General features: G+C 39.1%; 21 protein-coding genes and 1 riboswitch. Of the genes, 10 read left to right on the top strand and 11 right to left on the bottom strand.

Translation table 11 applies throughout. The features are described 5' to 3' along the window. Positions 1–10: 10 nt before the first annotated feature. Both AC3B6Y_RS04595 and AC3B6Y_RS04600 read left to right on the top strand, forming a co-directional pair. Positions 11–2,410 carry a YhgE/Pip family protein gene (locus AC3B6Y_RS04595; RefSeq protein WP_489790516.1) on the top strand — a complete coding sequence of 800 codons (2,400 nt, stop codon included), beginning with the start codon at positions 11–13 and terminating at the stop codon, positions 2,408–2,410. A 286-nt stretch (positions 2,411–2,696) separates the two neighbouring features. Then, on the top strand, positions 2,697–3,641 hold the full coding sequence (locus tag AC3B6Y_RS04600; protein ID WP_489790518.1) for a 3-hydroxyacyl-CoA dehydrogenase NAD-binding domain-containing protein: 945 nt from the start codon (positions 2,697–2,699) through the stop codon (positions 3,639–3,641). A gap of 132 nt (positions 3,642–3,773) precedes the next feature. Here the strand turns inward: AC3B6Y_RS04600 and AC3B6Y_RS04605 are convergent, their stop codons facing one another. Continuing rightward, positions 3,774–4,094: a DMT family transporter gene (locus AC3B6Y_RS04605; RefSeq protein ID WP_489756959.1), complete on the bottom strand. Its 321-nt coding sequence runs from the start codon at positions 4,092–4,094 to the stop codon at positions 3,774–3,776. Positions 4,095–4,435: 341 nt separating this feature from the next. Between AC3B6Y_RS04605 and AC3B6Y_RS04610 the strand changes: the two genes are divergently transcribed. The 3 genes from AC3B6Y_RS04610 to AC3B6Y_RS04620 all read left to right on the top strand — a co-directional run bounded on the left by AC3B6Y_RS04610 (position 4,436) and on the right by AC3B6Y_RS04620 (position 9,853). After that, complete coding sequence (locus AC3B6Y_RS04610) at positions 4,436–5,467, top strand: PTS sugar transporter subunit IIC (protein ID WP_489774674.1); 1,032 nt, start codon at positions 4,436–4,438, stop codon at positions 5,465–5,467. 123 nt (positions 5,468–5,590) lie between these two features. Further along, entirely contained in the window at positions 5,591–6,712 is a 1,122-nt protein-coding gene (locus AC3B6Y_RS04615; protein WP_489756961.1) for an exonuclease SbcCD subunit D, read from the top strand. A gap of 3 nt (positions 6,713–6,715) precedes the next feature. Further along, positions 6,716–9,853 (top strand): AAA family ATPase, encoded by a 3,138-nt coding sequence (locus AC3B6Y_RS04620; RefSeq protein ID WP_489774675.1) that lies wholly within the window; start codon positions 6,716–6,718, stop codon positions 9,851–9,853. A 164-nt stretch (positions 9,854–10,017) separates the two neighbouring features. Here the strand turns inward: AC3B6Y_RS04620 and AC3B6Y_RS04625 are convergent, their stop codons facing one another. The 9 genes from AC3B6Y_RS04625 to AC3B6Y_RS04665 form a co-directional block, all read right to left on the bottom strand. Next, the gene (locus AC3B6Y_RS04625) at positions 10,018–10,887 is read right to left on the bottom strand and encodes an aldo/keto reductase (RefSeq protein WP_489756963.1); all 870 of its coding nucleotides are present in this window, start codon (positions 10,885–10,887) and stop codon (positions 10,018–10,020) included. Positions 10,888–10,945: 58 nt separating this feature from the next. Continuing rightward, positions 10,946–12,496, bottom strand: a complete 1,551-nt coding sequence (locus AC3B6Y_RS04630; protein WP_489791507.1) for an APC family permease — start codon at positions 12,494–12,496, stop codon at positions 10,946–10,948. Between the two features lie 203 nt (positions 12,497–12,699). Beyond that, positions 12,700–13,125, bottom strand: coding sequence for an Hsp20/alpha crystallin family protein (locus AC3B6Y_RS04635; protein WP_489756964.1), 426 nt, complete (start codon positions 13,123–13,125; stop codon positions 12,700–12,702). Positions 13,126–13,216: 91 nt separating this feature from the next. Further along, positions 13,217–13,876, bottom strand: a complete 660-nt coding sequence (locus AC3B6Y_RS04640) for an ABC transporter permease (protein WP_489756965.1) — start codon at positions 13,874–13,876, stop codon at positions 13,217–13,219. After that, complete coding sequence (locus AC3B6Y_RS04645) at positions 13,877–14,812, bottom strand: osmoprotectant ABC transporter substrate-binding protein (protein WP_489756966.1); 936 nt, start codon at positions 14,810–14,812, stop codon at positions 13,877–13,879. A gap of 12 nt (positions 14,813–14,824) precedes the next feature. Next, entirely contained in the window at positions 14,825–15,457 is a 633-nt protein-coding gene (locus AC3B6Y_RS04650) for an ABC transporter permease (RefSeq protein WP_489756967.1), read from the bottom strand. Continuing rightward, complete coding sequence (locus AC3B6Y_RS04655) at positions 15,450–16,655, bottom strand: betaine/proline/choline family ABC transporter ATP-binding protein (RefSeq protein ID WP_489756968.1); 1,206 nt, start codon at positions 16,653–16,655, stop codon at positions 15,450–15,452. The genes AC3B6Y_RS04650 and AC3B6Y_RS04655 overlap by 8 nt, the downstream gene beginning before the upstream one ends. A 238-nt stretch (positions 16,656–16,893) precedes the next feature. Beyond that, positions 16,894–17,631 (bottom strand): DUF475 domain-containing protein, encoded by a 738-nt coding sequence (locus AC3B6Y_RS04660; protein ID WP_489756969.1) that lies wholly within the window; start codon positions 17,629–17,631, stop codon positions 16,894–16,896. A gap of 175 nt (positions 17,632–17,806) precedes the next feature. Next, a complete protein-coding gene (locus tag AC3B6Y_RS04665; protein ID WP_489756970.1) occupies positions 17,807–18,268 on the bottom strand; it encodes a MerR family transcriptional regulator in 462 nt (153 codons plus the stop codon). Positions 18,269–18,533: 265 nt separating this feature from the next. Here AC3B6Y_RS04665 and AC3B6Y_RS04670 point away from each other — a divergent pair, with 265 nt between their 5' ends. From AC3B6Y_RS04670 to lplA (AC3B6Y_RS04690), 5 genes are all read left to right on the top strand, one after another. After that, complete coding sequence (locus AC3B6Y_RS04670; protein ID WP_489757700.1) at positions 18,534–19,991, top strand: MDR family MFS transporter; 1,458 nt, start codon at positions 18,534–18,536, stop codon at positions 19,989–19,991. A 2-nt stretch (positions 19,992–19,993) separates the two neighbouring features. Continuing rightward, positions 19,994–20,731, top strand: a complete 738-nt coding sequence (locus AC3B6Y_RS04675; RefSeq protein WP_489769315.1) for a DUF4811 domain-containing protein — start codon at positions 19,994–19,996, stop codon at positions 20,729–20,731. Positions 20,732–20,856: 125 nt separating this feature from the next. Continuing rightward, positions 20,857–20,956: riboswitch (TPP riboswitch) on the top strand. A 40-nt stretch (positions 20,957–20,996) separates the two neighbouring features. Next, positions 20,997–21,569 carry an energy-coupled thiamine transporter ThiT gene (gene thiT / locus AC3B6Y_RS04680; protein WP_489790519.1) on the top strand — a complete coding sequence of 191 codons (573 nt, stop codon included), beginning with the start codon at positions 20,997–20,999 and terminating at the stop codon, positions 21,567–21,569. Between the two features lie 72 nt (positions 21,570–21,641). Continuing rightward, on the top strand, positions 21,642–22,655 hold the full coding sequence (lplA, locus tag AC3B6Y_RS04685; RefSeq protein ID WP_489790101.1) for a lipoate--protein ligase: 1,014 nt from the start codon (positions 21,642–21,644) through the stop codon (positions 22,653–22,655). 27 nt (positions 22,656–22,682) lie between these two features. Continuing rightward, entirely contained in the window at positions 22,683–23,696 is a 1,014-nt protein-coding gene (gene lplA, locus AC3B6Y_RS04690; protein ID WP_489790521.1) for a lipoate--protein ligase, read from the top strand. 118 nt (positions 23,697–23,814) lie between these two features. Here the strand turns inward: lplA (AC3B6Y_RS04690) and AC3B6Y_RS04695 are convergent, their stop codons facing one another. Continuing rightward, a complete protein-coding gene (locus tag AC3B6Y_RS04695; RefSeq protein ID WP_489790523.1) occupies positions 23,815–24,921 on the bottom strand; it encodes a DUF871 domain-containing protein in 1,107 nt (368 codons plus the stop codon). Between the last annotated feature and the right edge of the window lie 57 nt (positions 24,922–24,978).

Genomic DNA, 24,978 nt, shown 5'->3' on the forward strand with positions numbered 1-24,978 from the left:
TTTGTTATTTATGATTAAAAAAGAATGGAAATTTATTGGCAAACATCATATGATTTGGATTTCATTGATTGCCATTGCATTAATTCCCTTTTTGTATTCCATTTTCTTCTTGCGTTCAGTTTGGGATCCGTATGGTGAAACGCAACATCTTCCTGTCGCCGTGGTTAACGAAGATAAGCCAGTGCACTATGAGGGGAAAAAGTTAGCGGTAGGACAGCAAACGGTTAAAAAATTGAAAAAAAATCACCAGTTAGGCTGGCGCTTTGTCTCCGCTAAACAAGCAAAAAAGGGTCTGAAAGATCAAAAATATTTTACAGTGGTGACGATTCCGAAGGATTTTTCTAAAAATGCGGCAACTGCTTTAGACAAACATCCTAAGAAAATGAAGTTACAATACCAAACTAATGATTCCTTGAATTATATTGGCAGTGTGATTAGTCAGATGGGAGTTACTAAGTTAAATTCGCAAGTTCGATCTGCGGTCACTCAAGCTTATGCGCAGGCCATGTTTGCTGGTTTAAATGTGATTACCCATGGCATGCAACAGGCAGCGAGTGGTGCTAGTCAACTCAACGTTGGTACGGTCACATTGAGTGATGGTTTGAATCAATATACGGCGGCAGTATCCCAGGTTAATGACGGTGTGCAAACTTTGAGTTTAAATGTTGCGCCATTAACGAACGGGATTGCGCAATTAAAACAACAAGTGCAACCTTTAGCAAGCAGTGTCAGCCAATTAAGTAATGGTGCTAATCAATTAAGTTCCGGCTTGGCCCAATTACAAAATGCTGTGAGCGCGAGCGCTTCTGGTAGCCAACAAGCACAGTTACAACAAGTTGTTGCGGCTTTACCTCAAATCAATTCTGGTTTGCAACAATTAAATCAAACCTTACAACAAACAAATACTGGTGCCTTAGGTAATTTTCAAAATAATCTAGCAGGAATTGGTAGCCAAACGCAAACGATTGGTAGTAATTTACAACAAGCTAGTCAAACGTTGGCCAGTTTGAATACAAATGCCGGTAGTGGAGTTGATGTGGCAACCAGTTCCCAAGCAATTATTGGCCAAATCAATCAAGAATTAGCTAATCAAGGAACGCCATTGACGGCTGATCAACAAGTTATTGTTAGTCAAGCGGTACAATCTGGTTTAGCTCAAGGAACTGATAGTAGTGCTTCCAGTGACTTGCAACCAGCTTTACAAAGTGTAGCTGGTAATTTGCAAGCAGCCAGTGCCGCTACACAAGGCATTGGAGCTAACTTACAAGCAGTGCAACAAGCACAACCGCAATTACAACAAATTCAAGGTCAATTAGGTCAACTACAAGGTAGTGTCCAACAATTAGCGCAAGCTTCTAACTTAGCCTTACCAGGTGCCAGCCAGGCAATCAACCAATTGAACTCGGGTGTGCAAGGTATTCAAAGTGCTTTAAATGGTACGGGTACACAAGCAGGTTTAACTTCGGGTGCTAATCAATTAGCTAGTGGTTTGTCACAACTTAATCAATCTGTACCGACATTAACTAACGGGATTGATCAATTAGATGCTGGTAGTCAGCAATTGGGTTCAGGTGTGCAACAGCTGGCTAGTGCCACCGGCCAACTGGCATCCAGTGGTGAGCCGTTAACAGCGGGTGCGCAACAATTACTCAGTGGTAGTGGTCAATTAGGCCAAGCCTTGAATCAAGGTTCACAGACGTTAAGTCAAATTAAACCAACTACTAAAAATGCCCAGATGATGGCTGCGCCGACTAAGGTTAAACAGCATCATTACAGCCGCGTATCTAATTATGGTCATGCGCTAGCACCGTATGTATTGTCAGTGGCATTATATGTTGGTTCTATCGTCTTTAACTTTATTTATCCGATTCGTCGTGTTTCTGAGACAGGAAAACCTTCTTGGCAATGGTTCTTAAGCAAAATTAGTGTGGGAGCAGTGATTGCTGTCGCAATGGGCGTGTTAAATGCGGGCTTGATGTTAGTCGGTGGACTGCAACCAGATAATTTAGGCGAGTACTTTACGATTGCCATTTTATTCTCGCTGACGTCGATGTTCCTAATTATGTTTTTGGCGATGTTATTAGATAATCCAGGACGCTTTTTGGCAATGGTCTTGTTGATGCTTCAATTAGGTGGTTCTGGTGGAACTTTCCCTATGCCGATTACGAGTCATTTTTATAATGTGATTCATCCTTACTTGCCAATGACTTATTCAATTAATGGTTTTCGGGAAGCTTTGACTTCGGGATTAGGTTACAATACCTTTGTGCAAGCAGTGATTGTCTTAGTATCAATTATCGTGATCAGTTTGGCTTTGTTATATTTAAGTATGGATTTCTTACAACGAAAGCATCTTGCTGGTAAATCAGAACTAGATTGTAATCAAGATTTACAAGCAGTGGAAAAGTAAGCTGAAATTTTTCATTGATAGTAACAATTTAGAACTAAAAGCACTCAGAAAAAATATAAACTGCTGACCCCTAGAGCAGTGTGATGTTCGTATCATTTGATACGAACATTTTTTTGTCTCGTCTTGTTTGAACAGCTGAAGGTTCGTAAGGTTACTCTCCACTCGGCTTCAGAAAGTTCACACCAAGTTACGCTTGTAATCGTTATCGAACCAGACTATGATGAAGCTAGGGGAAGATATGGGTTAAATTGATTATTTGACGTTTAATTAATTAGGAGGCTAATTGATGAAGTCAAATCTAATAAACAACTGCTGTATCGTTGGTTCCAACAAATTGGGTTGTTCTTTAGCAATTCAATTGGCTGGGTCCGGTTACCAGGTTAATTTAATCGTACCGCAAGCTGATTTAGATACATGCCACCAAAAGATTCAACAACAATTAACGGATTTGGTGCAACAAAAATTATTACAAACAACTTTGACAGAAGTTTGGAATGATATTCATCTAGTAATTCAAGCTGCCACCGCTTTTCAAGATGCAGATATTGTATTTGTTACCAACCATATGACGATGCTCGCGGAACAGCATTTTTGGCAGGAAGTTGAACCCTTGGTCAGTCAAAACGCCATCTTGGCTGACTGTAATACTTACTTGTGTCCGACGGATATTCAAAAGCAATTACAATATCCTAAACGTTTTGTGGGGCTATGTTTTGGCTATCCAGTTTATTTAATCCCGCTAGTAGAAATCATGTCTGGTCAATTGACCGCTCAAGCGGTCGTTGAACACTTAATGGATTGGTTTATTTCGTTAAATAAAAAACCGGTGCATTTAACTGCTGAGGGGGCAGGCTTTATTAGTGAACGCTTAGAAATGGCGGTGCTGAGAGAGGCTACTTCGTTGATTGATCACGGTGTAGTGGATGCCCAAACGATTGATACGATCTTTAAATATGGTTTAGCCCGTTATTGGCAAACTGCGGGTCCACTAACACAAGCTGATGTAATTGGTTTAGATGTGCTTGAGCGTTTGAGCAGTTATCTTTATTCTAATTTGTCCAATGCTAAACAGACGGACTGGGTTTTGCAAAATAAAGTTATGACGGACCAACTAGGCGTTAAATCTAAGCAAGGCTTTTACGCGTGGGATAAAAAAACTATTTCCAAAATGCAAGAACAGTCCTATCAAGTACTACTGCATCAATGTAAATTTGATCAAAAACAAGCTTAAAAAAGCAAGTCCCAATTACGGTTGAATGGCTGGTAATTGGGACTTTTTGAGTCTATTACTGAGAAAACGTTTCACGTGAAACGTTTGAGAACAACCATAGTTGTCCAAGAAAAAATTTACTAGAAAGTTAGGTCAATGGTGATTGAATAAATTAACTAAGATGACGCCCATGAGGATCAACAGTAAACCTAAAACACTCATCCAATTTAATTTTTCATGCCATAATAAGACGCCAATGATGGTGGTGGCAATAATCCCCACGCCTGACCATAACGCATAAGCAATACTTAGGTTGATACTGCGTAATGATAATGACAGACAGTAAAAACAAATTCCGTAAGAGATTAAGGCCCCACCAGTAGGAAATAATTGGGTAAAACCATTTGAGGCTTTCAGTAGTGAAGTACCGATGATTTCACCAATGACGGCAATGAGCAAGTATAAATAACTCATAAAGTTTCTCCTTCATATAATTAATAATCATTACTTTAAAGAGGTTATCTGCGGAAAGCAAGCAATATAAAATTAAAAAAAGTTCTTGATTTTTAATCAAAAATTAAGTATATTTAATTAAAATTCAATTTGAGGTGAACATGATGCGTTTAAGTATTAACCGACAGTTGAATATTCATTTTTACCGGTACTTTCGATCGTTGATCTGAGTACCAGTATTCTTTGTTATACGACTACACAGATCAAAACATCATCTTTTGAACTGTGTAGTGCTGGAGTAAGAAGTCAAAAGCCTGCATGGTCAAACCTGTAGGCTTTTTTAGTGCGATGGAGGAATCAAAATGGCAAATGTTAAAAAAATTTGTTGGGAAACAATTAACGGTTTATCGACGGGAATTGTATTAGCTTTGGTACCCGGAGTTTTAGTCAGTTTATTGGTGAAGTGGCTAACGCCCATTTGGCCACAAATTCAAATTTTAAATTTTTTAACGGGAGTTGCGACCAGCTTATTACCAGTGATGGGCGGAATTTGTGTGGGGATGACTGCAAAATTAACACCCATTCAAACTGGTGCCGTCGCTATTGCGGCTATGTGTGGCGCCGGAAATGTAAAATTAAGTCATCAACAGTTAGTGGTCCAAGGTAGTGGTGATGTGATTAATATAGCGATAACGATTATGCTTGCTGAGGCGGTGATCTTATATTTAGGCCAAAAATTAAAAGCTTATACCATTTTATTGGTCCCTTTAATCGTCATTGTCATTGCTGGAGGAATTGGCTTAGTGACGTTGCCTTACGTCCAACAAGTAACGGCCTTCATTGGCTTCGGGGTTAAACAATTAATGGCTTTTCAACCAATTGTAATGGGAACTTTAGTGGGAATGACTTTTGCTTTATTGATTTTGTCCCCCATTTCTTCAGTGGGAATCGCTTCGGCCATTGGAATTAGTGGTGTAGCTGCTGGTTGCGCTAATTTGGGGATTACGGCGGCTAGTTTTGCCTTAGCAATTTATGGCTGGCAGGTTAATTCCATTGGCACGTCGTTGGCCCATTTTTTAGGTTCACCCAAAATGCAGATGCCTAACTTAATGGCCAAGCCGAAGTTATTAATTCCGGTATTGATTAATTCTGGTCTCCTAGGAGCTGTAGGCGCCATCTTTAAAGTGACTGGAACGACACAAAGTGCAGGATTTGGTTTTTCTGGTTTGATTGGTCCAGCTACGGCCTTAGAAACAATGGGCGCTACCAGTTCTAACTGGATTATTGTTTTAAGTTTATTTCTGTTCTTACCCATTGTCCTGGGATTAATTAGTAATCGAATTTTTAATCATCGACTTTTTAATAGTCAGGATTTTCAATTATCCTTTACGTAAAAAAGCTTGCTAAGGGAATTTTCAAAACAGTCCTATTGTAAATTAATGGCGCTAGTTAATGGAACCGAACTTTTTTTGTTGTACATAAATTTCAGTGTACAATGAATTAAAAGAGGTTAAAATATGCGTTTTTTACACACGGCCGATTGGCATTTAGGACGAAAATTACACGGCTTTAGTTTACAAGCGGAGCAAGAGTTTGCTTTTCAGCAAATTGAACAAATTGCTTTGCAACAACATGTTGATGGAATAATTATTGCAGGCGATTTATATGATCGAACTTTACCATCTGAACAAGCAGTAGCGCTCTTTAATCAGCAATTAAAGCAACTTAATTTAGTTGATCATTTGCCGATTTATGCGATTGCGGGCAACCACGACAGTGCTACGCGGCTAGCAACCGGTAGTTCATGGTACCAAAATACTAATTTGTATTTGGCGACCCAATTGGCACAGGCGTTTGAACCGATTGAATTAGCGGATACGCAGATTTTTTTATTGCCGTATTTTGAACCGTTCGCCGTCCGCCAATATTTTGCGAACGCTCAGATTAAGACCTTACAGCAAGCGATTGTGCCAGTGTTGCAAAAAATTAAGCAGTTGTTTCATCCGCAAAAAAAGCATATTTTAGTGGCACATTTTTTTGTGGCAGGGAGTTTACAAACCAATTCCGAAACGCCATTAAAAATTGGAGGCTTGGCCGCGGTACCAGGAAATTTGTTAGCTGATTTTGATTATGTTGCCTTAGGGCACTTACATGGTAAGGATGCTTTAAGATTGCCGAATGCTCGTTATAGTGGTTCGCCGATTAAATTTTCATTGTCCGAAGCCCAGCAAACTAAGGGAATTTGGCTAGTGGATACCGAACCTTTTCACTTAACCTTTATGCCCTTAAACCCCTTGCATGATGTCCACCAACTAACGCAGGATTTTCAAACTTTAATCACGCCAACTTATTATCAGCAGTTAAATTTAGATGATTATTTTGGTTTTATCTTAACTGATCAGCAAATCATTCCCAATGTATTATCTCGTTTACGAAAAATTTATCCGAAAATTTTGAGCGTGCAACGGGCAACAGCCATTCAACTACCGCAGACGACCTTAAAAAAGCGGCCGGATTTACATCAAGATCCGATGCAATTATTAACCAAGTTTTATCAACAAACCACACAAAGAACTTTAACAACTGAGCAATTAAAGTGGGCCACTGCAGCTTTAAAAACGGCTCAAAAAGAGGTGTAAGCTTTGCGGCCATTAAAATTAGTAATGCAAAATTTTGGACCTTATGTCCACGAAACGGTGGATTTTACGACCTTTGCACATTCGGGCTTGTTTTTAATTACCGGTCCGACGGGGAGTGGTAAAACCACTATTTTTGAAGCTTTGACTTTTGCTTTATATGGAGCAACAACTACCGATGCGCGGACACCGGAGAGTTTTCGTTCGGATTTTGCATCCGCCAGTGAACCCACCCAAGTGCAGTTGAACTTTGTACATCAACAACGTGAGTATCAAATTACTCGCTGTCCTAAGCAGGTTCTACCCAAAAAGCGCGGGGCGGGACAAAAAGTTTACGAAAGCACCGGGCGGTTAGCAATTCTTGAACAGGGCCAACAAATCGCGGAATTGACCAAAATCAAAGATATTAATTTAAAATTACTCGATGTTTTACAGCTGTCCCGCCAACAATTTGTGCAGATTGTGTTATTGCCACAAGGAGACTTTCAACGCTTTTTAATGGCTTCTAGTAATGATAAAGAAACAGTTTTACGCAAAATTTTTCGGACACAGTTGTATCAAAAATGGACGCAAGTCTTGAATGAACAATTGAAAGATTATAAAAAAACACAGACTAATTTGCAACAAGAATTGAAGCTGTTATTGGAGAAGGTTCACTGGGCGGTCAAACCAACTACTAGTGATGTAGATAGTAAAATATCCCAGTTAACGACACAACAAGACCATGACGAGCAACAATTGGCACAGCAAAAAAGCGCTCAAACCAAGCTACAGCAACAAGTACAACAACAGCAGCAGTTATTAACACATGCTCAAACATTGAATCAGCAAATTCAATTGTTGCAGCAAAAAAAGGCTGAGCAGCATAAATTAAGGCAAGAGCAACCGAAATTTACGCAAATGCAACAAACAATTACGCAATTGCAGTGGGTGCAACAGCAACAGCCTTTATTACAAATGATCCACCAGCAACAAGACCGTCAACAATCTTCGCAACAGCAATTACAACAAGTCCAGCAAGAAGTGTGCCAACAGCAGCAAATTTATCAACAACAAACGCAACAATTAAGTAAATTACAACAACAGCAAGCCCAACAAGACCGCCAGCAGCAGGAATTGGAACTCTTACAACAGCAGCAGCCGATTTTGACTAAGTTGCAAGCAACACTGCAACAAATTCAACAATTGCAGCCCCGAGTACAAACCTTGCAAGAACAATTGCAGCAGCAACAGTTAGTGGTCGAACAAACACAATCGCAGTATGAGCAAGTTCAAACCCAACTACAAAGTCCGCCACAAGATCTCAGCCAAATCGCTACAGACCGGCAAAAATTGCAAACCATGCAGACCATGCAAACTCAGGTCGCACGATTAAGTACATTGCAACAAAAACAAGTACAATTGCAGGCGGATCAAAAGCTTCAGCAACAAGCATTGCAACAAGAGCAACAAAATGTGCGCCACTGGCAGCAACAATCCGCACAGCAAGAGCGCCAACGTCAACACCAACAAATTCAAACTTTGGCCGCACAATTACAAACTAACCAACCCTGCCCTGTTTGTGGTAGTCGCAAGCATCCCAAACCGCCGGTGATTACGCAAGCTACTGTTAGTTTACAGCAGTGGCAAGCGACGAATACGCAATTACAGCAACACCAACAACAGTTAGTTCGCTTGCAAACTATTGTAGAAGAGCAAACGCAGCAATTACAAAACCAACAGTTAGATTACCAACAATCTCAGCAACAATTACAAAAATTATGGCAAAGTATCAATCTGACATGGGATTCAGCTGTGACGCTGGAGCAATTACAGTCGCAGTTAACGCAACAAATTACTCAGCACCAACAATTAATTAAACAACGTACCGCTAGTTGGACTCACTGGCAACAGCAAACCCAAGAGTTGCCACAATTACGCCAAGCTTGGCAAACAGAACTTGCTCAAAAACAGGCTACACAGCAACAATTACAAGAGCAGACTACAAAACTTCAAGTTTTGCAGAGTCAACAGCAGAATTTACAAGCGCAATTGACGATCAAATGGTCTCATGAGGCTGAACTAGAGCAACGTATGGAAGAGTTAGAACAGCAAATTAACCAATTTAATGATCAAAAAGCGTTGCTAGAACACCAACAAGCTACGACCAAGCAACAACTAGTTACCGCGCAAGCACAAGCGCAAGTTTTAAGCCAACAAGTCCAACAATTAACGGCGGAATTGACCAAGCAAACCGCTGATTGGCAGCAACGCCTCCAGGACCATTTTACGCAGAATGCGCAACAACAATGGCAGCAATTATTATCGCAACTGGACCAATTGCCGACTTTACAAACACAACTTACACAGTATCAGCAACAATTACAGCAGGTGAATAATCAAATTGATATTTACCAAAATTTAGTCGGTCAACAAGAAATGATTGATTTACAGGAGCTGCAAGCACAATTGGATCAGCTACAAGCTCAATTAGTGCAACAAACACAATCTTGCGACCAATTGCAGCAACAAGTTCTATTCAATGAACAACTCCTGCAACAGATCCAAACTAGTGCGCAAAAGTTGCAAGCCATTCAGCAAAAACTAGAGCAATTAACCTTATTAGTGACAACAATGTCGGGCAACAATGAAGTCAAGTTAAGCTTAGAACGTTTTGTTTTGCAGGCCCAACTAGCCGAAATTTTGGAAGTCGCGAATCAACATTTACAGCAGTTAAGTTCGGGGCGTTATTACATGTTGTTGCACCAACAAAAAGGTGTTTATCAGAAAAATACCGGTTTAGAAATTGATGTTTATGATGATCACGTCGGCCAAGTACGGAGTGTTCATACGTTGTCGGGAGGAGAAAGTTTCTTAGCAGCTTTGAGTTTAGCCTTAGCATTGGGGGAAGTGATTCAGCAACAGGCTGGTGGTATTAGTATTGAAACGCTGTTTATTGACGAAGGTTTCGGGTCTTTAGACCAAGCTACTTTAACGACGGCGCTCACGGCCTTGGAACAATTGGAAAGTCAAGATCGGCTGATCGGAATTATCAGTCATGTCGATTTATTGCGGGAACAAATTCCTAATCAAATTCGTATTCAGACTACGGGTCAGGGCCAAAGTAAGATTCGCCTGATTACTAATGAAATGACTGCTGAATAAAATATTAGTTCGCTATGTATATCAAAAAAAGACTGGAGCAATCAGCCGAACAATGATCCACGTTAATTGCGTACTAGCATTGTAGCTAGTGGTTTTTAAGGATCAATGACTAGAACCAGTCTTTTTTGATTTGTAATTCTTTGTTAATCAGCTGTCGGAGCTAATTAGGAAGGTCGATTATTTTGATCGTAGTCTTTATAGAACTTGACATTTTCTGGAGCACGCCGATCTTTTCTGGGCGCATTCGGCGCATCTAGTTTTTGAATTTGCTGCATTTGTTCAGGTGTTAATGCAAAATTCCATAAATCTAAATTTTGTTGCATGCGGTCAGGATGAATTGACTTCGGGATAATGACAATGCCTAATTGAATCAAGTAGCGCAAAGCAACTTGCGCCGCTGTTTTGTGATGCTGTTGTCCAATTTGGACCAAGGTGGGATTATGGAATAAATCATTTTGACCTTGAGCCAAAGGTCCCCACGCCATCAGTTGGGTTTGGTATTGATCTAAATATTTTTGGGCAGTACGTTGTTGATAGAAAACGTGCGTTTCTAATTGATTCACTGCTGGTTGAACATCATTAAATTCTGCTAAATCAACAAAACGATCAGGTAAAAAGTTGGAAACACCAATCGCCCGAATTTGCCCAGCTTGATATAACTCTTCTAAAGCACGATAAGCACCATAGTAGTCATTAAATGGTTGGTGGAGTAACACTAAATCTAAATAATCAGTTTGGAGTTTGTGCATTGATTCTTGGAGAGAATCTTTAGTTTGTTGATAACCGTAATTTGAAACCCAAACTTTAGTAGTTAAGAAAATATCTTGCCGATTGACGGAACTCTCAGCAATTGCTTGACCGACAGCTTCTTCATTATAGTAAGCTTGCGCGGTATCAATTAAGCGATAACCAGTATCTAAAGCTGTTTGTACGGCAGTTTGGCACTGCTTTAAATCAGCAATTTTGAAGACGCCAAAACCTTCTTGAGGCATTTGCACACCATTATTCAACGTAATATTTGGAACTTGCTTCATGATCTAACCTCCTAGGATAAATTGACTGTAGCACCTTCGAGTAACACGAAGTCAAGGATTAAGAGTGCGATTTTTGGTTGGCCGTTTGAGCTTTTTTTAAGAAGGTGGATGGCCAAGCACTTTTCAAACCCCAGAAGTAAAATAATAGACTGCCGATAATAATGACACCAAAGTCCCAAGGATATTTGATCCAATTCAAACCGTGAAATTCATGGCTACCTAGTAAAGAGCTAAGTGTCATAAATAGTAAATAACATAACAACCAGGCGGCACCTTTGAGATTAGCGCTGGTTTGTTGCCAATGATTTTTGGCCTCATAGTAAAAATAAATTGGTAGACCCAGGCAAATGACTAAAATAACTTCAATGGTAGTGGGCCACATGCCCCAATAAATCGCTAAAGAAGTTAGCACAAAGGCAAGCGGTGCTAACCAGGATAAATGTTTTAATTTGACAGGACGGTGAAACTGCGGGGCTAATTTACGCAAGGAAACGACAGTGACTGGTCCTGTAAGATAGGCGATTAATGTGGAAGTGCAAATGACCGTTGCCAGCGTGGACCAGGAACGAAAAACACTCACCATGATCATGCTCAAAACGGCATCAATAATCATGGCCGTGCGCGGAGTGTGGTATTTGGCATTCATTTTGCCAATGAAAGTCGGCAAGTGTTCACTGTCGACCATAGCCGCTAAAGCGCGCGAACTGGAGGCAGCAAACGAAACTCCCGTACCAAAGGGCGAAACAAAAGCATCTAAGTATAAAAGAATTGACAGCCAGGAAAGTCCGATTAAGATGGCTAAATCCGCAAAGGGTGAATTAAAATTCAAACCTTGCCAGCCATGACTTAACATTTTGGGTGTTAATGTGGTAATAAAGGTACTCTGTAAGAGAATGTATAATACAGCACTGATACTGAGTGAGATGGTAATGCCCCGGCCTACGTTTTTTTTCGGATTAGTAATTTCGTTACCCATATTAATCACGGTTTGAAAAGCATCAAAGGAAAAAATAATCCCGGAAACAGAAGTGGCCGCAAAAATGGGCGCACTACCATAAGGCATAAAAGTGTGCCAACTATGGCCGTAATTAGCCGGATGAAAACTACTGATGGTTAATAGAATGATAGTTAATAGGGGAACAACGACTTTAAAGATAGAAATGAAGCTGGTAAAACGCGTTAATAAATCAATAGACCAGTAATTGATCAGTGTAAACACGATGATGAATACAAAAACGACTAGTAAGCCGGAATTGATAATTACTCCATGATTTAATAAATGGTGGGTAAATTGAGCCCAAGACCACGGCCACGAACTCATATATTGCACGGCCGCTACTGCTTCAATCGGAATTAGAGTAATTAAAGAGATCCAGTTGGCCCAGGCAGCAATAAAGCCGAGTAAGGAACCATGACTATATTGGGCGAATTTACTCATGCCCCCAGATTCGGGAAACATGGTCCCTAATTCGACATAATTATAAGCAATTGCGCCAATAATGACTGCTCCGATTACCCAAGCTAAAATGGCCGCCGGACCGGCAATTTTGGCGGCTTCCCACGAACCAAAGAGCCAACCGGAACCAATTAATGATCCCAGTGCCAGCATGACTAAGTGAAATAAATTAATTTTCTTTTTCATTTCATTCTCCCAAGAGTACTAATACTTAATTAATTTACCACTTTTTGATAAGCAACATAAAAAAATTTTTGAAAACGAGCAATCAAGTCTAAAGCTGGTTGTGCTAATGATTATAAAAAAATCCCCTGCAATTGTTATCGACAATTACAGAGGACGTTGTGAAGTATTAATTATTGAATGTCAATTTTGGTATCGTTACTAGAATTTGGTTGAGCTTTAGGTAAATGAATTTGTAAAACACCGTTGGTATATTGCGCACTGACCTGATTACGCTCCACATTAGGTAAGCGATATTGGCGGCTAAAGCGACCGTAGGAGCGCTCATTCATGATCATCTGACCTTGGTCATTGCTGGCGTCAGAGAAAGAATCACGCTTTGCAGATACGGTCAAGATATCACGGTCGTAATTAATGCTAATATCCTTCTTATCTAAATCGGGTAAATCAATGGCAACATCATAGGCTTGGCTTGATTCAGAAACATCAGTCTTCATATTAGAGTTAGTAAAACTCGGTGTCATATTGTTAAACCAACGATCCATATTGTTGAACATATCAAACATATCGCCACGACGATTCGTTAAATTATTATTCATAACTGATTACTTCCTTTCAATTTATAACCACATTGTAGCCTCCAACGTTATAAATTTCAACTAATTAGCACTATTAATTAGATAGTGCTAATTAACCTTCTAAACCAGCGGGTTTTAACCATTTTTCTAATAAGTTGAGAAGGGTATCGGAAATAATTGACATTAAGGCAGTCGGTAAAGCCCCAGCTAAAATCAAGGCACCACCATTGGTGGCGTTGGTACCCCGAATAATAATGTCGCCTAAACCACCGGCACCAACAAATGCCCCGATTGCTGTAATCCCGATCGCTAAGACCAGAGCGTTGCGAATGCCGGCCATAATAATTGATAATGATAGGGGCAAACGGACCATATACAAGATTTGCCAATTGGTCATCCCCATGCCTCTACCAGAATCAATGATATTAGCATCAACATTGCGCATACCAGTGTAAGTGTTCTTGATAATTGGCAATAAAGAATATAAGAACACAGTCACAATGACCGTATTGACGCCTAACCCCATGCCAATCATGATAATCGACAAGAGGGCTAAAGACGGAATGGTTTGAATTACATTGGCAATACTGATCACGAAGTTACCAAGCTTATGATTACGAGCAATTAAAATGCCCACAGGAATACCAATGATGGCCGCGAACAAAACGCCATAAATCGAAATTAAAAAATGCCGACAGAATTGTTGCAAGATATACATGCCGTTGTGCTGATAATAATAAATTAATTGTTGCCAAATATTTAAATGTGACATCTACTTATCACCTCGGAAATAATGATTTTCCTGTAAGAATTTGTGGGCGACAACTTGGGGTTCTAGCAATTGATCATCAACTTGATAGTTGAGCTTACGCATGGTATGGACGTTAATCTTGCCATCTAAGCGGTGTAAAATGGGTTTTAAATCAGGATGTTCTTTTAATAAAGAATTGTTCACGAGCATAGAACACTTATATGGTGGGAAAAACTTTTTATCATCTTGTAGTTGCTTTAAGTGATAGCTGTCTACGCGTCCGTCAGTAGAGTAACCTAAAACGACATCCATCTTGTTAGAGGCTAATGCCGAATAAACTAACCCAATCTGCATGGGATAGGCTTTCGCAAACTCAAAACCATAATAACGAGTAAAATCTTTATAACCATCGCCCTTACGATTTAACCAGTTAGCATCTACACCAATCGTGGAACTATTGGCCACTTTACCTAAATCGGACACCTTGTTTAAACCATACTTTTTAGCAGTTTTTTGTGTGACCATAAAGGCAAATTTGTTTTCAAAACCGTAAGTAGGAAATAAGGTTTGATTATAGCGGCGTTTAACCGTTTGACTAACAATTCGGGTTGCTTTAGCTGCACTTTTAGTTGGCGGTAGATTTAGCGTCGTGGTTAATTCGGTACCACTATAAGATACAGCTTGAATGTCAGCATCTTTACGAATTAAAGCTTGGTGCATAAGCGGTGCCGAACCGAGGTTATTGACGATTTCGGTATGATAATTGGTTTCATGAGCTACTAATTCGCTTATAATGTTAGCAATAACCTGTGATTCAGTTGTATTTAAAGAAGCAATTCGTACCGTATCACTATTGCCTTGTGCGGAACTGAGACCGGGTAGGCTGCAACCACTAGCGGTGACAGTTGTTAATAATAAAACTAAGGCCAGTAAACAGCGGCGTAGTTTCTTTTTCATAGTTCAACCCCCTTAGTTAATTTTACTGGAAACTGGTGTTAGCTTTTGTTCTAATTTGCCTAATAGATAGTCGGTGAGAATGGCTAAGATAATGACTGGAATGGTGCCTCCTAAAATTAAGGCTGGTTGGAACAAGTTCAAACCATTAAAAATGAAGTCGCCTAAACCACCAGCACCAATGTAAGAAGCTAAGGTGGACCACGCAATGACATAGATAGCGGATAAACGAATCCCCGACATAATTACGGGCATCGCCAAAGGAACCTCGACTTTAATAATTGATTGCCAATTAGTCATGCCAATGCCCTTGGCGGAGTCAATAATATTAGGATCGACCCCTTTAATACCAATATAAGTGTTACGCAAAATCGGCATTAAACTATAAATGAATAAAGCAATAATTGCGGGTAATTGCCCAATGCCAAACACTGGGATCATTAAGGCTAATAAAGCTAAGGCCGGAATAGTTTGCAGCATACTAGCAATATTCATGACAATATTGGCCGTTTTGGGAAAACGAGATAATACAATGCCCAAGGGAACAGCGACCAAAATGCCCAAGCCTAGAGAAATAGCTGAAATATAAATTTGTTCCCAAGTTTTAACTAATAATTCAGAACCATGCTGTGCTAAAAAACTACTCATTATTTTGCTCAGCTCCTTTAGATGGCGTGTGATTATTATCCTGGCTTTCAGCGAGCGGATCGCTATCCCCCCAGATGGTGTTGTAAACCAAATTAACTAAAGCTGAACGGGTAACAATCCCGACTAAAACGCCATTATGATCAACTACAGGTACATAACTAGAACCCCGTTTTAAAATTCGATCCACTGTATCACGCAAGTAGGCTTCAGGACGTACAGTATAGATATTCGTATCTAAAATATCACTGACTCCTGCGGCCTTATGGTAACGATGTTCCAAGCGCTCAATGCGAATCAAACCTTTGAGGTGTTTGTCATCATCGGTTACTAATAAGGTATCAACATGCCGTTGTTTCATTAAAACCAAAGCTTCTTTTAAGGAAGCACCCAAGTTGATTTGTACCGGCTCCGTCAACATGATTTCTTTAACTTGCACCATATCATGCTTGGCTTCAGCTAACCGATCTTCACCAATTAAGTTTTCCACGAAATCATTAGCGGGGTGTCGTAAGATTTGATCAGGGGTATCATCTTGGACCACTTGACCATCATGCATAATGACAATATGGGTGGCTAATTTTAAAGCTTCATCCATATCGTGAGTGACAAAGACAAAGGTTTTGCCCGTATCGCGTTGCAATTTTTGAACTAAATCTTGTAAATTATCCCGCGTAATAGGATCTAATGCCCCAAATGGTTCGTCCATTAAGATCAAATCTTGATCAGCTGCGAGGGCGCGAACCACACCAATTCTTTGTTGTTGGCCACCGGATAATTCGGAAGGGTAGCGGTCTAAATACTCTTCTGGTAATTCGGCCAGTTGAATTAATTCTTTGGCCCGTTTGTCTAGTTTGTCTTTAGGCCATTTTAATAGTTTTGGAACTAAAATAATATTATCTTTAATCGTCATATGGGGCATGAGCCCATTATTTTGAATCACATACCCAATTTTGCGGCGCAAATCGACCGCGTTAAAGCTGTTGACACTTTTTCCCTTAATTAAAACATCACCAGAAGTAATGCTATTCATGCGATTAATCATTCGCATTAAAGTGGTCTTGCCCGAACCGGAAGTACCGATAAAACAGCAAAATTCTCCTTGAGCAATTTTGATATTAGCGTTACTAACCGCGGGCGTTTTTCCTTTATAGATTTTAGTGACATTTTTAAACTCCACCATTGGTGTATTATCTGTCATGCAGTTGATACTCCTCTCTGTGTTTGTCAGGATTAATAGTCGCTGACATTAAAAATAGCTACGACAAAAGTACAATTAATTAAAATCACGCCAGTGTTATAAGCGTCAAGTTAAATCCAATTAATTGTTGTCTTGATACCATTAGGTAATAGAATCGATCTTGGCAAAAATACTTGTATTTTAAGGAGAGATCTTACTACCATAATAACGAAGCGCTAGAATGAAATCAAAAAACAGACTATTTTTTAGTCTGTTTTTTACGGATAAAATGGATCACAAAAGTAACAATAAAAGCAACGGCTAAAGCCAGCGTAAACATGGAATTCGGAATTTCAATGTTAATGGCGGGAATCGTCAAAAATAATTTCACGGCAATTAATAAAATTAAAATATAAGCCATGGGTTCCAATTCGGGGATTTTGTTCATTAAACTCATAATTACTTCGGCCACTCCCCGCATGGCAATAATTCCGATCACACTACCAATTAAAATAATGACGGGATTATTGGATACCGCGATGAGGGTTAACACGGAGTCCAAGGAAAACATAATATCGGTAAATTCAACCGAAATAATCACTTGCCATAACGGAGATAAGCCTTTGATTTTAAACATTTTAATCTGCTTTTTTTCGCCGGAAAATTTTTCCCAGAAAAAATGAACTGACATATATACTAGATAAATTGCACCTAGGATTTTAATCCACCAAAAGTCAATTAAATAAGTGCCAATGCCAATTACTAAGAAGCGAAAAATAAAAGCTCCCCAAATACCGTAAAACAGGGCATCTGCCTGTTCTTTTTTAGTTTTTAAGGTATGTGCTTGGGCGGCGAGAACGATCGAATTATCAACAGACAAAAGACACTCCATAATAATTAACGAAATAATCAATAACCAGTCATTCGGTGACTGAATGACTTTCTCCCAATTGTGTAACTCAAAAAACGGCCGGTACAAATTAATAATGAAATTCACAGAATTCTCCTTTAGAATAGTAACGTCAAAAAAATGCATTCAGCTCATATTAACTGCTGCTTTCGGTTATAAAGCCAATTAACCAGCTACTAGCAATTTAGTTTATTGTAACAAATCTACTACTGAAAAGAAAAAGCCAGTGCGGCTGTGCAGCCTGGCATAAGAGTTATTTTGACTAAAATGTTTGATTGAGCAGCTCCGGTTTTTGAATAGTAAATTTTGTTTGTTGATGATTATCAATGCAATAGACGTGTTGACTATGATCTTCGGCTAGCGGACCAAAATCTAAAATAATATTATCATTTTGGATAGAGATATTTTGAATACTATCTAATAAAATGTGCTGGACAGAGCGGGCAATTGACAGGTTGTCTCTCATCTTGTCAACGGCAGCGTGCAGGGTATAACCATCGTCTAAAAAATTTTTAATCATGCGGGCGTGAATTACTTGTTGGTAGGGTAACTTCACTGCGCCGTTTTCGGTTTTGACGGTTTTGAGATAGCCATTTTTAATCCAGTAGCGAATCTGCGTATCAGTAACTTGACAGGCACGGGCAGTGTCGCGAATGCTGAGATACAGATTGTCTGGTCGAATAATATTATGAAACCATTGTGCGTAATCATTAATTTGAGCCATTTTTCACCTAGTTCTTGTCTAAAATAAAATCTGAGCATCAAGAAAATTTGTGTAGCAAAACTAAACGTCTTCTTATTATAAAGTTCTTCTGTTAATTTGTAAATTTGTTAACATGAATATCAAATAATTGACAAAGAGTAGGAGATAGTTTATATTGTACAGTATTGCTTTGCTATCGGGATTTAAGAAGTTCTTAAATCGGTTCTACATGTTTAATGAATAATTTTATTGGAAAGAAGGATTTTACTTGGCAGAAAGTAACACAATGAATAAGTTCAGCAAATTAATGCTGATTATTGTTCTACTAGTTGGAACATTTTGTACTGTGTTAAATCAGACTTTATTATCGACAGCATTACCAAAGTTGATGTCCACATTTAATGTTTCGACAGCAACGGTTCAGTGGTTAACGACTGGCTTCTTGATGGTGAACGGAATTATGATTCCATTGTCTGCTTATTTAGCAACGACTGTTAATACTAAATGGTTATATATCTCAGCAATGGTTATTTTCTTATTTGGGACAGTTTTAGCTTTTATTGCTCCTAGTTTTGGCATTTTGTTAGCTGCGCGGTTAATCCAAGCAGTTGGTGTGGGAATTACCATGCCATTATTACAAACAATTATGTTATCGTTGTTCCCGGCAGAATCGCGGGGAGCCGCGCTAGGCTTAGTTGGTATTGTTGTCGGCTTTGCGCCAGCGATTGGACCAACTCTATCCGGTTGGATCGTCGATAACATGAATTGGCGTGATTTATTTGGTTTATTAATTCCATTTGTGGTGGTCGTAGTTATTTTGGCTTTAATCTTTATGAAGCCAGTTATAAAAACCCACAAACAAAAATTGGATTGGTTGTCCTTATTCTTATCCACAGCAGGTTTTGGAGCCTTATTGTACGGCTTCTCCGCCGCAGGAAATGATGGTTGGACTTCTGCTAATGTTTTAAGTACATTAATTATTGGTGTAATTGGTGTTGTTCTCTTTATTTGGCGGCAATTAGTAATTCCCAAGCCGTTCTTGGAATTACGAGTTTTTAAGACAGCAGACTTTACTTTAGCAGCTATTTTGTCCTCCATTGTGACAATTGCGATGTTAGGTGTTTCTACAGTCTTACCACTTTATTTACAAATTGTGCACGGTATGAGTGCTTTGAAGTCTGGTTTAATTTTACTACCAGCAGCGTTAGTCATGGCCTTCATGAGTCCTATTACAGGACGGACCTTTGACGCATTTGGCGGTCGGCGTTTAGCGGTTATTGGCTTGGTTATTTTGACGTTAGCAACGTTGCCATTCGTGTGGTTAACTGCTGACACACCAACCAGTTACATTGTTATTTTACAGGTAGTACGGACATTAGGAATCTCGATGGTCTTGATGCCAGTTACCACTTCCGGAATGAATGCTTTACCAGATGATTTAATTGCTGATGGTACGGCAGCTAACAACACGGCACGTCAGATTGCGTCTTCGATTGGTTCAGCGATTATGATTACGTTATTGACTAATGTTACTAAAGGTCAACAACCAGGTAAGCATTTATTGCATGCGGCACCATTCCAATATAAGCATGACTTCTTAAATGCAACTTTAGCAGGTTATCATGCTTCCTTTATGTTCTCCTTAGTCTTTGCTGTGATTGGTGTGGTTTTGGCCTTCTTCTTAAAAGAAAAGAACCAGGCTAAAGATGTTGATGTTAACAAAGTAGTAAAGGGGGGTGAATAGGCATGATTTTAGTAACTTTAGTTATCGGTGCAGTCGCTACCTTTATGAGTTTTGTCTATTTAAGAAAACCACTTTTACGGACATTCGCTACGCTTATTGCTTTAATTATTTTCGGATTGTCACTCGTCTTTTTAGTCTTGAATGATTATAATCACTTCGGTATGCACCAAGTGACCGAAAGTAAAACTACCCAGATTTACCCAGCTAAATCAGCTAATGGCTTGAACTTAATGTTGTATAAGACTGTGGGTACTAATGGAAAAGAAACGGTGCAAGTTTATAAAACTGATCCAGATCAGAAAAAGCCCGTTCATTCACAAGTTAATGAAGAGACAATTTCTAATAACCACATTAAGTCCACCACTAAACAGGACGGTTCTTTAAAAGAGACGGTTACGCGTTGGAAGTATAAATCAAATGCGGATAAGATTTGGTTTGGCGTTTCTGGGATGGATAATAAATTAGTTAAACGGGTTAATACGTTCTATTTGCCTAAGAATTGGTTACATTTATCAATGAATCAAGTTAAGCAATTACAAAAGAAAATGGCCCAAATGAAAACGCCAGCTGGTCAAGCGCAAGTTAAAACACAAGCTCAAGCTTATGTTAAACAAAAATTGGCTGCTGCAGCGAAGAAAGATCCTAGTTTAATGACTAATAAGACCAAAATGACAGCTTTGAGTAAACAATATGCGCAAGAATTTCAAACGCAATTGATTAAAAAAGCAGTTGGTCAATAAACTGTGTGACAACAACTAAATGTTCCAAATAGACTTTTGAGAAATTTCTCAAAAGTCTATTTTTTTGGATGTTTTCTTGTGTTTTAACATCAATTCGGTTACACTCGAATTAATTAAATCAGATTATCATCGCAAAGGGGAGCTCTAAATAGCTGAGAGTGATTAAGTTCAGACCCTTGGAACCTGTTTGTTAGTACAAGCGTAGGAATTGTGATGAGTGGTAGACACTCTTTTTTGCGAGATAGTTAAAAAGGAGTGTTTTTTGATGTCAAAAAATAAGTTACAAACGTTGGTTGAAGGTGCAATTATCGTGGCGCTAGCCATGGCTTTGTCGTATATTCCTCACAGTTTAGGAATTTCCTCAATTGAGATTTTGTATGGAGTAGTTCCTTTGTGTTTATATTCTTGGCGCCGGGGTGTTAAAGCCGGCATTATCGCTGGTATTGTGTGGGGATTATTGGATTTGATTTTACGAGGCTTAAGTAGTGGTTCGGTTTTAAATGTGTGGCAAGGAATATTGGAATATCCTGTGGCCTTTGGGGTCTTAGGCTTAGCTGGTCTTTGGGCACCTGTGATTGAGCAGCGGATTCAACAACACCGATCGATTTTGCCAGCAGTATTAGTTAGTAGTAGTGTTGCATTATTTATCAAATACTTTTGTCATTTTGTGGCGGGCGTCTTGGTGTGGGGTTCTTATGCTCCCAAAGCATTTAATCCGTGGACATGGTCGTTATTAGTTAATGGTGGTAGTGCAGTTGCCAGTTTAGTTTTTGCGTTAATCGTCTTTGGCTGTTTAAAAAATATTTTAGTTAAATTATTAAATTTAAAAACAAAATAAATTAAAGATAGTCATTTGAGTTTAATTTCTTTATAATGTTATTGAAAACGTTTATAAAGAGAGGTGCTCTGAATGTACTATGTAGTAATGCAATCGCATGATATCCGTGATAATCTAGCCACTGAGCAGTATTTAATGAATAATAAGGATTTTGATGAACCACTAGTATTGTTTTATATTGAAAGTCCTTGTATTATTGTTGGTCATAATCAAAACACAATTGAAGAATTGAATAACGACTATGTCCGTCAACATCAAATCACGGTTACTCGACGACTTTCGGGGGGCGGCGCAGTATATCAAGACTTAGGTAATCTTTGTTTTAGTTTTGTAGTCGATGCAAAAGATGAAAAGTTTGGTGACTTTAAAAAAATAACCCAACCGCTGGTTGACGCCTTACACCGCTTAGGGGCAACTGGGGCACAAGTTTCCGGGCGCAATGATATTTTAATAGACGGTAAAAAGTTTTCGGGCAATGCCATGTATACCAAGAATGGCAAAACTTTCTCACATGGTACTTTATCGTATGATGTCGATTTAGACGTCTTGACAAAAGCCTTGCATGTACCAAAAGATAAGATTGCTTCTAAAGGTATTAAGTCGGTGCGCAGTCGGGTAACGAATATTCGGCCGTATTTAGATGCACAGTATCAAAATTTAACGACGGAACAATTTCGCGATATTTTGTTATTAAGTCTCTTTCAAGCTGATGATTTAGCGGACATTAAAGATCATGAATACCAAATTACCGCCCAAGACCAGCAAGCAATTGCGCAATTAAAAACAGACATTTACGCTAATTGGGATTGGGTGTACGGCAAATCACCCGAGTTTACCGTGAAGAATCGCCAACACTTTGAGATGGGGACCATTGATGCACGGTTTGTCATTGAGCAAGGCAAGATTAGTCAAGCTAAGTTTTACGGTGATTTCTTTGGTACACAAGATGTTGAACAATTAGAACAACAACTTCAAGGTGTGACTTATGATTATGATCATCTTGCTCAAAAATTACAAACGATTGATTTAGACCAGTATTTTACCGGTATTAAAGCAGCTGATTTGATCAAGCTAGTGACACCTTAAAAATATTTTCCAAAGGATCGCAGGACCGTGTATTATTTTTGCATGCCAGCACAAGATATTCGTGAAAATCTGGCAACCGAACAATATTTAATGAACAATAAGGACTTTGATGAACCATTGGTTTTGTTCTATATTCAAAAACCGTGTATTATTGTGGGACGCAATCAAAATACTTTGGAAGAATTAAACTTAGATTACGTGAAAGCACACCAAATTACGGTCACCCGACGGCTTTCGGGTGGTGGCGCCGTGTATGATGACTTAGGTAACGTCTCTTTTAGTTTTGTGATTAATGCGCAAGATGAGCGGTTTGGTGATTTTCAAAAAATGACCCAACCGATTGTAGCAGCTCTACAGCGGATGGGAGCCACAGGAGTAGAAGTTTCTGGGCGCAATGATTTATTAATTGCTGGTAAAAAGTTTTCCGGCAATGCCATGTATACTAAAAATGGCAAAACTTTCTCGCACGGGACGTTGACTTATGATGTGGACTTAGATGTTTTGAGCCAAGCACTCAAGGTGGCGCCTGATAAAATTGCGTCTAAGGGTATTAAGTCAGTCCGCAGTCGCGTGACGAATTTGAAACCTTATTTGGCACCTGAATATCAAAACTTAACTATTGAACAGTTCCGCGATGCTTTATTGTTGAGTCTGTTTGAAGCACGAGACTTAGCAGACATCAAGGATAAAGAGTATCACTTGAACGCTCAAGATCAGGCGGGGATTGCCCAACTAAACCAAGAATTATATTCCAATTGGGATTGGGTTTATGGACAATCGCCACAATTTACCATTCAAAAGCGTCAGCATTTTAATGCGGGGACCATTGATGCGCGGTTATTGATTGACCATGGGAAAATTGCTCAAATTAAGTTTTATGGAGATTTCTTTGGCCAACAAGATGTTAGTGAATTACCAGCATATTTAGTTGGCATTGACTATACGGAATCAGCTTTAACGCAGGCCTTAGCTTCGGTTGATGTGGATCAATATTTTACCAATTTTACGGCACAGCAATTAGTTGATTTGTTAAAGCCATGAAAGATTAGAACAAAAGTCGTTGCAATTCCCGCAGCATTCTTTGGGTTCCAGTTTCTAACAATTAAAAAACAGCTAGCAATAGTTTGGACTAAGGCTAGCTGTTTTTTCTGCTTAGAATTTAATTCTTGGATTCAGTTCGATGCGTTAATTTAAATTTTGTCCACGGTTTGATGAAGTCCAACAAGAATAGTTCTTCCGGTTTTAATTGTCCGACTTTATTTTTACGTGAATCTTGATGAGGCTCTAAAGCAATTTGCAGTTCATTTTTATAAACACCAAAGTTATCATTGCCGATTAAAACATCGCCACGTTGGAAAACTTGGTCATTATCATGCGGTGGATTGGCTACAGCTTGATAGGTAACGCGCGGCATAGTGGAACGAATGACTAATTGATTAATATCACCGCGCCGAAAATGTTGTGGCTTGAACATGATGTCTGCTTCAACCGGATTAACAGTATCATTTAAATCCAAGTCAAATTCTAATTGATAGCGATCAGTTTGGGCTAAGGCTTGCAACTCACTTTCACTAGCGTAAGCATTGCCGATAATTACGTCGTCAATCATTTGAGAGGCAAATAAGTGCTTGGCTTGCACAGCAATAGGTAATTTTCGATCCATTTCTAAAGTTGGTAAGCCATCGTTGACATTCCACGGCCCTTGGTCGCCCACATGACTCGCTACAAAGGCGGCAGTATGAATCCCAGCTTTTTTGAAGCGCTGATTACACTCCATAAAATAATCATAGGGTAAACCAGTTCCTATTTGCGGATAAAAATTGTGACAGCCATAGATAAAGGGCGTATTGGCTTGAAAACTTAAAATATTATTTAAGTAATCAACATTATTACTAAGGTTCAGTTCAATAATTAAGCCGTAAGGGTTATAAGACAGCATGGCTTCAGTGGCGCCATCAAAAGCTTGATCCAACCTGATGCCCGCTGCATGTAATTCAGCAAAAAATGATAAATCATCGTAAGAAATATTCAATTCATCAAAGATGTTAGGAGCAACGTCAATAATGGTTTGATAACCGAGCTTGTTACCCACGTCGATAATTTTTTGAAATTTAGCTTTAGTTTGTTCCGGAGAACCGGTAACTTCTAACATACTCATGAAAATTCGGGAAAAGCCGTATTTGTGTCCCAATTCTAAGTATTTTTTATCTTCTGCAAAATTGCTATGATCTGGATAAATCGATAGTCCTAATTGTCGTTTTGTCATAATAAACTCCTTTAGCAAATTCATCAGCGAGCAAATTCTTGGGCATTGTGTTAACTA

This window comes from Bombilactobacillus sp. ESL1092 (assembly GCF_058107465.1).

Coding starts and splice junctions, on each gene's coding strand:
- AC3B6Y_RS04610 (WP_489774674.1), top strand. CDS start 4,436: ATGGCAAATGTTAAAAAAATTTGTTGGGAAACAATTAACGGTTTATCG.
- AC3B6Y_RS04665 (WP_489756970.1), bottom strand. CDS start 18,268: ATGGCTCAAATTAATGATTACGCACAATGGTTTCATAATATTATTCGA.
- AC3B6Y_RS04625 (WP_489756963.1), bottom strand. CDS start 10,887: ATGAAGCAAGTTCCAAATATTACGTTGAATAATGGTGTGCAAATGCCT.
- AC3B6Y_RS04600 (WP_489790518.1), top strand. CDS start 2,697: ATGAAGTCAAATCTAATAAACAACTGCTGTATCGTTGGTTCCAACAAA.
- AC3B6Y_RS04630 (WP_489791507.1), bottom strand. CDS start 12,496: ATGCTGGCACTGGGATCATTAATTGGTTCCGGTTGGCTCTTTGGTTCG.
- AC3B6Y_RS04640 (WP_489756965.1), bottom strand. CDS start 13,876: ATGTCACATTTAAATATTTGGCAACAATTAATTTATTATTATCAGCAC.
- AC3B6Y_RS04615 (WP_489756961.1), top strand. CDS start 5,591: ATGCGTTTTTTACACACGGCCGATTGGCATTTAGGACGAAAATTACAC.
- AC3B6Y_RS04675 (WP_489769315.1), top strand. CDS start 19,994: ATGATTTTAGTAACTTTAGTTATCGGTGCAGTCGCTACCTTTATGAGT.
- AC3B6Y_RS04650 (WP_489756967.1), bottom strand. CDS start 15,457: ATGAGTAGTTTTTTAGCACAGCATGGTTCTGAATTATTAGTTAAAACT.
- AC3B6Y_RS04595 (WP_489790516.1), top strand. CDS start 11: ATGATTAAAAAAGAATGGAAATTTATTGGCAAACATCATATGATTTGG.
- AC3B6Y_RS04635 (WP_489756964.1), bottom strand. CDS start 13,125: ATGAATAATAATTTAACGAATCGTCGTGGCGATATGTTTGATATGTTC.
- AC3B6Y_RS04695 (WP_489790523.1), bottom strand. CDS start 24,921: ATGACAAAACGACAATTAGGACTATCGATTTATCCAGATCATAGCAAT.
- AC3B6Y_RS04655 (WP_489756968.1), bottom strand. CDS start 16,655: ATGACAGATAATACACCAATGGTGGAGTTTAAAAATGTCACTAAAATC.
- thiT (WP_489790519.1), top strand. CDS start 20,997: ATGTCAAAAAATAAGTTACAAACGTTGGTTGAAGGTGCAATTATCGTG.
- AC3B6Y_RS04670 (WP_489757700.1), top strand. CDS start 18,534: ATGAATAAGTTCAGCAAATTAATGCTGATTATTGTTCTACTAGTTGGA.
- AC3B6Y_RS04605 (WP_489756959.1), bottom strand. CDS start 4,094: ATGAGTTATTTATACTTGCTCATTGCCGTCATTGGTGAAATCATCGGT.
- AC3B6Y_RS04645 (WP_489756966.1), bottom strand. CDS start 14,812: ATGAAAAAGAAACTACGCCGCTGTTTACTGGCCTTAGTTTTATTATTA.
- lplA (WP_489790101.1), top strand. CDS start 21,642: ATGTACTATGTAGTAATGCAATCGCATGATATCCGTGATAATCTAGCC.